This is a genomic window from Nocardia sp. NPDC058497, from assembly GCF_042720195.1.
Taxonomy (GTDB): domain Bacteria; phylum Actinomycetota; class Actinomycetes; order Mycobacteriales; family Mycobacteriaceae; genus Nocardia.
This window is the reverse complement of sequence record NZ_JBHXMY010000357.1, coordinates 1-6,213: the sequence shown is the minus strand read 5'-3', so window position 1 is coordinate 6,213 and position 6,213 is coordinate 1. Positions and strand designations below refer to the sequence as shown.

Here is a 6,213-nt window from a genome sequence, read left to right as displayed (position 1 = left end):
GGGTTCGGCATAGCCCTGCTGGCCGCCGTAGCCGCCCTGCTGGCTGTAGGCCTGCTGGCCGTAGCCACCCTGCTGGTCATAGCCCTGCTCGCCGTAGCCGGGCTGGGCACCGTAGCCGCCCTGCTGGCCGTAGCCGGACTGCGCGCCGCCCTGCTGGTCGTACCCGTTCTGGTATTCGCCACCCTGCTGGCCGTACGCGGCATCGCCGTAGCCGGGCTGGGCGCCGTAGCCGCCCTGCTGGCCGTATTCGTCGGGGTAGGCGCCGGGAGTGGCACCACGTGCGGCGGGCGGCGGTGCGTACCCGCGGTTGCGTGGATCGGACTCCGCGGGCTCTCGGCTTGGCTCGTAGCCTGAGTTGTGCGTCATGGGGCCAGCTCCTGGTTGCGGGTGTGCGGGTCGTTGTGGCGGTTCGGGGCGAGGTGGGGCGGTCCCGCGACCGGCGTCGGGGTCGACGCGGCCGCTCGCTCTGAACATTCCGGTGTGCAGCGTAGGTGATGCCTCGAACGCCACGTGTACTTCGCCGTAGGTCTGCCAGCCCTGCTCGCGGATGTAATCCTGCAGATGTTTGGCGAACGCCTTGGTCGTGAGGTCGTGATCGGCGTCGAGCTTTCCGTGATCGGATTCGTTGATCGTGATCACGTAACTGTTCGGCGCGAGCTTGTGCCCGCCGCCGAGATCCTGCACCTGATCTGCGGCTTCGCGCTGCAGCGCGGCCTCCACCTCCTGGGGAACGACGCTGCCGCCGAACACCCTCGCGAACACGTCACCGACGGCGCCCTGCAGGCGACGCTCGAATCTCGACACGATGCCCATCACAGCCCTCCCTTCGGTGCGCGTGTCCGACCAGGTCGACACGCTGGTTACGGCGTGTCCGGACCCGACCACGTTCCTTGCATGATATCCACGATCCTCCAACCCTGTAACTCCCGGCGGAGCGACCCGGTTCCCGAGCCGAATCCGCTCGCATCATCGCAGGTCAGAGATACGATTTTATTTTCGGCCGCGGGACATGTTAGATTTTTCCAGTCGCTCGGGCGAGTGGCGGAATGGCAGACGCGCTGGCTTCAGGTGCCAGTGTCCGTAAGGACGTGGGGGTTCAAGTCCCCCTTCGCCCACAAAGACTAGAGGCTCGATCCACCAGGATCGGGCCTCTAGTCGTTTCTGCGGTCGACCAGGCGGACGAGCGCCTGGCGCAGGTCGGGGCGCGGGGCGGACGCGTCGAGTTCCTGGAGTGCGGTCTCGGCGATCGCGGCGACCAGCAGGACGGCGACGGGGTCCGGGTCGGGCCACCCGATGGCGATGAGGTCGGTGGTGAGGAGAGCGGCGGCGGTGGCGTTGCGGGCTGCTACTTCGGTGCCGAGGCCCGCGTCGGTGCGTGCCTGTACCAGCAGGCCTTTTGTCGCGGGGTCGGCGAGGCAGCCGTCGAGGTAGGCGGTGATGCCCGCGATGAGGCGGGACTCGCCGGGCGGGAGGTCGGCGACCACGGCGGACACCAGGTCGTCGAGGTGATCGTGGAAGGCGCGATGCAGGGCGACGAAGTAGGCCTCGCGGCTCGGCCAGTGTTGATAGAATCTGCCCTTCGCCATCTTCGCCCGCGCGGCGATCGCGTTGACCGACAGCTTGGTCAGGTCCTCGGTGGACAGCAGGGCGCGGCCGGCCTCCAGCAGCGCGCGCCGTCCCGGCTCGGCGGATCTCATGGTCGCATTCCAGCACGGGCCGTCAGGAAATCCCGCACCGTCTCGAGGAACAAGCCCGGGGCCTCGGTGAACGGCTCGTGCCGGGTGGCGATGACCTTCACCTCCGCGTGCGGCAGTGCTGCGGCGACGCCGCGACGGTTCATGATCCACGGATTCGACGGGTCGTTGCGGCCCCACACCACCTGAACCGGCACAGCGGGCAGCAGAGGTCCGCCCGCCGGCAGGTCGAATCGCGGATCGTCGAAGCTGCGCCAGAGACTGCGATAGACGGCGAGGCGGACCGGATCGCCGGGTATCGCCCGCGCCCGGTCGAAGACGGCACGCACGCCGCCGCGATCGAGCGGACCCAGATACATCCGCGCGTTCGGCACGACGAACCGGCGGGCGACGGCAGGGCGGGCGACGACACGGAAGAACGCCCTGGTCAACGCATTTCGCGGCGCGAACCCCGCCGGCTGCACGAGCACGAGCCCACGCACCCGATCCGGCGCGCGCTCGGCCAACCGCACGGCGGCATACCCACCCGCGCTGTTACCCATCACCGTGAACGCGCCGAATCCGTACCGGGACAACGCATCGACGACCCGAACAGTCACCTCCGCGAGCGCATCGATGGTGATCAGCTCCGGATCGCGGACGGTCGACGCGCCGTATCCGGGCCAGTCGACCGCGGCGATCGCCCAGTCGGGCGCCAGCGTGGGCACGATCTCGTCGAAGTCGCGATGGTCACCCGGATTCGCGTGCAGCAGCAGCAATCCCGGCGCCTCGTCCGGCGATCGGCCGCGCAGCTGAACCGCGATGTCACCGAAGGGAGTCGGGACGGTCAGCTTCTCGGGAAGTCCCATGCGTCGACGCTAGCCATGACCGACCGGTCGGTCAAGCCTCTGGGCAGCCGAAAGCGCCGATTGTTGTGCGACGGAGATCAGCCCCTGCGGGCGATCAGCAGGTGGTAGGGGATCGGCGGGTTCGGTAGCGTCCGCTGTTCGACGGCCAGGCCCGCGCCGGACAGGGCCGCGATGACGTCGGCGACCGGACGCAACGTGAATCCATAAGGGGTGAACGGCATCTTGGCCATCGCCTCGGGGTCGCCGATGCCGATCACCGCGGTACCACCGGGGCGTAGGACGCGGGCCAGCTCGGCGCAGGCGGCGGGCAGGTCGTCGAGGAAGTAGATGGTGTTGAGGGTGATCGCCGCGTCCAGGCCCGCGTCGGGGAGGGGGAGCGGGGGGGGGGGGGGCCGCGGCCCCGCCCCCCCCCCCCCCCCGACGAACGCCGCAGCATCGCCGAGATCGCCCGCGACCTGGGCCGCACCACCTACGGCTGCCTCGTCGCGGTCCGCGACCTCACCAAGGCGGGCCTGATCCAGGAGCCCGACCGCACCGCGGCGGATCTGCTCCCCGACATCACCACAGCCGTTCTGCCCCAGACCCACGACGTCGGCGCGGCCGATTCGACGCAGACGCGGCCGACGGGCCGCCACCTGGCGCTGGCCCCGCAGCCCGCCGACGACACCGCCCGACACCGGCGTCCGGCACCGACAACAGGCGTACCCGCGTTACCGAGGCGGATCCCGTCCGCCCTCGCCGCGGGGACCGTTCGTTCCCAGCACCCGATGCAGGGAGCGAACGAAAGATCCGGTCGGCACACGGTCGACGAGGAAGCGACCGCACCCGCCCGGCGCCGCGGAAACCACCCCGGCACAGCACCGTATGAGCCCGAGCGCTGGCAGCAGGTGGACCGCGATCTACTCATCCGGCTCAGGGCGGCGTTGGAGGAGCTTGCGTGACCGTGCGGAAGAAGCTGCTCGGTGAATGGAGGGGAAGGTTGACGAAGGTGGCGATGCCCGTGCCCGAACGCAACACGGCGGTGTTGGCCGAACTGAAGTCGTTGCGGGAGCGGGTACCCCGCCTCACCGGCTCGGTGGTCGCGTCCAGCGACGGGTTGCTCATCGAACACGACCTACCCCCGCATATCGAACCCGCCGGCATGGCTGCGATGGCCGCCGCGCAGTTGTCGCTGTCGTATCGGCTGGCGACCACCGCCCACGGCGGCGGGTTCAACGAGGTCGTCGTGCTCGGCACCGAGGGGCAGGTGGTCATCTACGCCGCCGGCTACACCTCGCTGACCGTGCTCGCCGGCCCCGAAGTGAACGTCGGCCGGCTCCATCTGGAGTCGCGGCCGGCGGCTCGCGCCATCGCCGAATATCTGGCGGCGGCGCACCCCCATCAAGAAACCGAATGAAAGGCACGACATGTCGAATATGGACCTGGCTCTGAAAGACATGATGGTGATCGACGGTGCGATCGGCGCCGCGGTCGTCGACTACAGCAGCGGCATGGCGCTCGGCATGCTCAGCAGCAGCAAGGCATTGGACCTGCAGGTCGCCGCGGCGGGCAATACCGAGGTGGTCCGCGCGAAGATGCGCACCATCGAGCAGCTCGGCATCAACGAGGACATCGAGGACATCCTCATCACCCTGGGCAGCCAGTATCACGTCATCCGGCCGATGACCGGGCGCAAGTCGAAGGGTCTGTTCCTCTACCTGGCTCTCGACCGGGCCCGGTCCAATCTGGCCATGGCCCGCCACCGGCTCAAGGGCATCGAAGAAGACCTGGAGGTGTGAGAACGTCGGGCCGTGGATATGTCGGCGACTCGGGTGGCCGCCGACATCCCACCGCGCCCGTCACGCCAGTTCGTTGGCCGTGACGGTGAGGATGTTGAGCTGCACACCGTTGTCAAGCGTCTCCGAGCTGGTCAGCTCGAGCGTCGCCTGGGTGTCGACATCGTTGAACAGGCGCAGCCCCTTGCCCAGGTGCACGGGGTAGACGACGAGGCGGTATTCGTCGACGAGGTTGTTGGCACGCAGGAAGTCGACCAGGGTGCCGCTGCCGAAGACCACCAGATCCTGCTCGGCGCGCAGCTTTCCGATCGCCTCCGCGAGGTCGCCCTCGATGCGGGTGGCGTTCCATTCCAGCTCGGTCGCCGTCGTGGTGGCCACGTACTTGGGCATGGCGTTGATCCGGTCCTTGTACTCGCCGGCCTCGGGGTGCTCGGGCCAGGCCGCCGCGAAGCCCTCGTAGGTGGTGCGGCCGAGCAGCAGCGCGTCGGCGTCGAAGATCTCGGGATTCTTGAAATCGCCGATCCGATCGTTCCAGTACGGCGCGGTCCAGACCGGGTTCTCGATGACACCGTCGGCCGAAACGAACTCTGCCACAACGATCTTGCCCATGATTTCCTCTTCTCTCTCGTTCTCGGTTGTCTGTGTAGACGAGACTGCCACGCGGGATTAATCGGTGCCGCGTCATGAGATCGTCGGCAGACTGTCGGAAATCAGACACGCTCGCCGGGTCGTGTGGCACGAGCGCGGCCGTGCGCCTATTGTGATTCGCGGCGAGGACTGGGTGAGGAGCGTCAGGTCGTTGCGCACGACGGCCCATCTGCCGAGTTCACCCATCTTGACAGCAACTTGACGGGGTTTGCTCTGCATCGAGCAACGTTGAACTGGAGCGAAATGCAGTTGAAGAAAGTTGTAGCGGCGCTGGGTGCTGCCGCGGCGATGACCACCGGCATCATGGCCGGCAGCACGAGCGCCGCGGCGGCGCCGGGCTGCCCGAGTTTGTACGTCGTGGCGATCCCGGGTACCTGGGAAACCGGCCACGACAAGGCCCCTGGCCCCGGCATGCTCGCCGGTGTCACCAGAGGCCTGCCCCGCAACACCGACGTCGACTACGTCACCTACGCCGCCACCGCCTTCCCGTGGGAAGGCGATGTCTACGGTCAGTCCAAGAAGCAGGCCGTCGACACGGCCCGCGGACTGATCACCGCCAAGCTCGCGGCGTGCGGTAACACCGATATCGCACTGGTCGGCTACAGCCAGGGCGCCGACGCGGCAGGCGACCTCGCCGCCGAGATCGGCACCGGCGTCAGCAAGATCGCGCCAGGCAAGGTCGCGGCCGTCGGCCTGATCTCCGATCCCCGGCGCTCGCCCACCGACGTGCAGGTCGGCCCGATCGCCCAGGGCGCGGGTGCGGGCGGTGCCCGTCCCGGCGGCTTCGGCTGGATCAGTGACCGGGTGCGGACCATCTGCGCGGTCGACGACCTGTACTGCGCCACCGCCACCGACGACTTCGTCACCCGTTTCGCCGGCTTCCTGGCGCAGAGCTCGGACGCCAACCCGGCCAACCTGTGGCGCTACCAGATCGAGGCGGGCGCAATCATGAACGACCTGATGGCGCACGGTGGCGTGCCGACGCTGCAGGCGCAGCTCTCGGACGCGGCCAACCAGCAGCGGGCCAAGGACCTGGAGCGGTTCTACCGTTCGCAGGCGCACACGCTGTACGGCAGCTACTCCGTTGGCGGCGGCCAGACCGCCATCACCTGGATGCACAACTGGATCGCTCAGCAGGCCTGAGTAGGCGCGTAGCGGGGCGCGGGGGGGGGGGCCCCCCACCCGCCCCCTCCCGCCGCGCCCGCGGCGACGCCGAGCAAGGCACCACCGACAGCGCCCGCGGCCGTG

8 protein-coding genes and 1 tRNA gene are annotated in these 6,213 nt (G+C 68.8%); 4 read left to right on the top strand and 5 right to left on the bottom strand.

The genetic code is table 11. The annotated features are described in order from the left end of the window. Nucleotides 1–813, bottom strand: an 813-nt coding sequence (locus tag ACFWPJ_RS21805) for a DUF3662 domain-containing protein (protein ID WP_378854059.1), incomplete at its 3' end; no start/stop codon positions are given. Nucleotides 814–1,032: 219 nt separating this feature from the next. Here ACFWPJ_RS21805 and ACFWPJ_RS21800 point away from each other — a divergent pair. Continuing rightward, a tRNA-Leu gene (locus tag ACFWPJ_RS21800) sits at nucleotides 1,033–1,115 on the top strand. A gap of 36 nt (nucleotides 1,116–1,151) precedes the next feature. Here the strand turns inward: ACFWPJ_RS21800 and ACFWPJ_RS21795 are convergent. From ACFWPJ_RS21795 to ACFWPJ_RS21785, 3 genes are all read right to left on the bottom strand, one after another. Beyond that, nucleotides 1,152–1,697, bottom strand: a complete 546-nt coding sequence (locus ACFWPJ_RS21795; RefSeq protein ID WP_378854057.1) for a TetR/AcrR family transcriptional regulator — start codon at nucleotides 1,695–1,697, stop codon at nucleotides 1,152–1,154. Then, a complete protein-coding gene (locus tag ACFWPJ_RS21790) occupies nucleotides 1,694–2,542 on the bottom strand; it encodes an alpha/beta fold hydrolase (protein ID WP_378854055.1) in 849 nt (282 codons plus the stop codon). The genes ACFWPJ_RS21795 and ACFWPJ_RS21790 overlap by 4 nt, the downstream gene beginning before the upstream one ends. 77 nt (nucleotides 2,543–2,619) lie before the next feature. Then, the gene (locus tag ACFWPJ_RS21785; RefSeq protein ID WP_378854053.1) at nucleotides 2,620–3,219 is read right to left on the bottom strand and encodes a class I SAM-dependent methyltransferase; all 600 of its coding nucleotides are present in this window, start codon (nucleotides 3,217–3,219) and stop codon (nucleotides 2,620–2,622) included. 260 nt (nucleotides 3,220–3,479) lie between these two features. On the opposite strand from ACFWPJ_RS21785, the gene ACFWPJ_RS21780 reads away from it, so the two are divergent. Beyond that, on the top strand, nucleotides 3,480–3,938 hold the full coding sequence (locus tag ACFWPJ_RS21780) for a roadblock/LC7 domain-containing protein (protein ID WP_378854051.1): 459 nt from the start codon (nucleotides 3,480–3,482) through the stop codon (nucleotides 3,936–3,938). Between the two features lie 10 nt (nucleotides 3,939–3,948). Beyond that, entirely contained in the window at nucleotides 3,949–4,320 is a 372-nt protein-coding gene (locus tag ACFWPJ_RS21775; RefSeq protein ID WP_378854049.1) for a hypothetical protein, read from the top strand. A 60-nt stretch (nucleotides 4,321–4,380) separates the two neighbouring features. Here the strand turns inward: ACFWPJ_RS21775 and ACFWPJ_RS21770 are convergent, their stop codons facing one another. Beyond that, nucleotides 4,381–4,926 carry a dihydrofolate reductase family protein gene (locus ACFWPJ_RS21770; RefSeq protein WP_378854047.1) on the bottom strand — a complete coding sequence of 182 codons (546 nt, stop codon included), beginning with the start codon at nucleotides 4,924–4,926 and terminating at the stop codon, nucleotides 4,381–4,383. A gap of 282 nt (nucleotides 4,927–5,208) precedes the next feature. Between ACFWPJ_RS21770 and ACFWPJ_RS21765 the strand changes: the two genes are divergently transcribed. Beyond that, on the top strand, nucleotides 5,209–6,108 hold the full coding sequence (locus tag ACFWPJ_RS21765) for a cutinase family protein (protein WP_378854045.1): 900 nt from the start codon (nucleotides 5,209–5,211) through the stop codon (nucleotides 6,106–6,108). The last annotated feature ends 105 nt before the right edge of the window (nucleotides 6,109–6,213 follow it).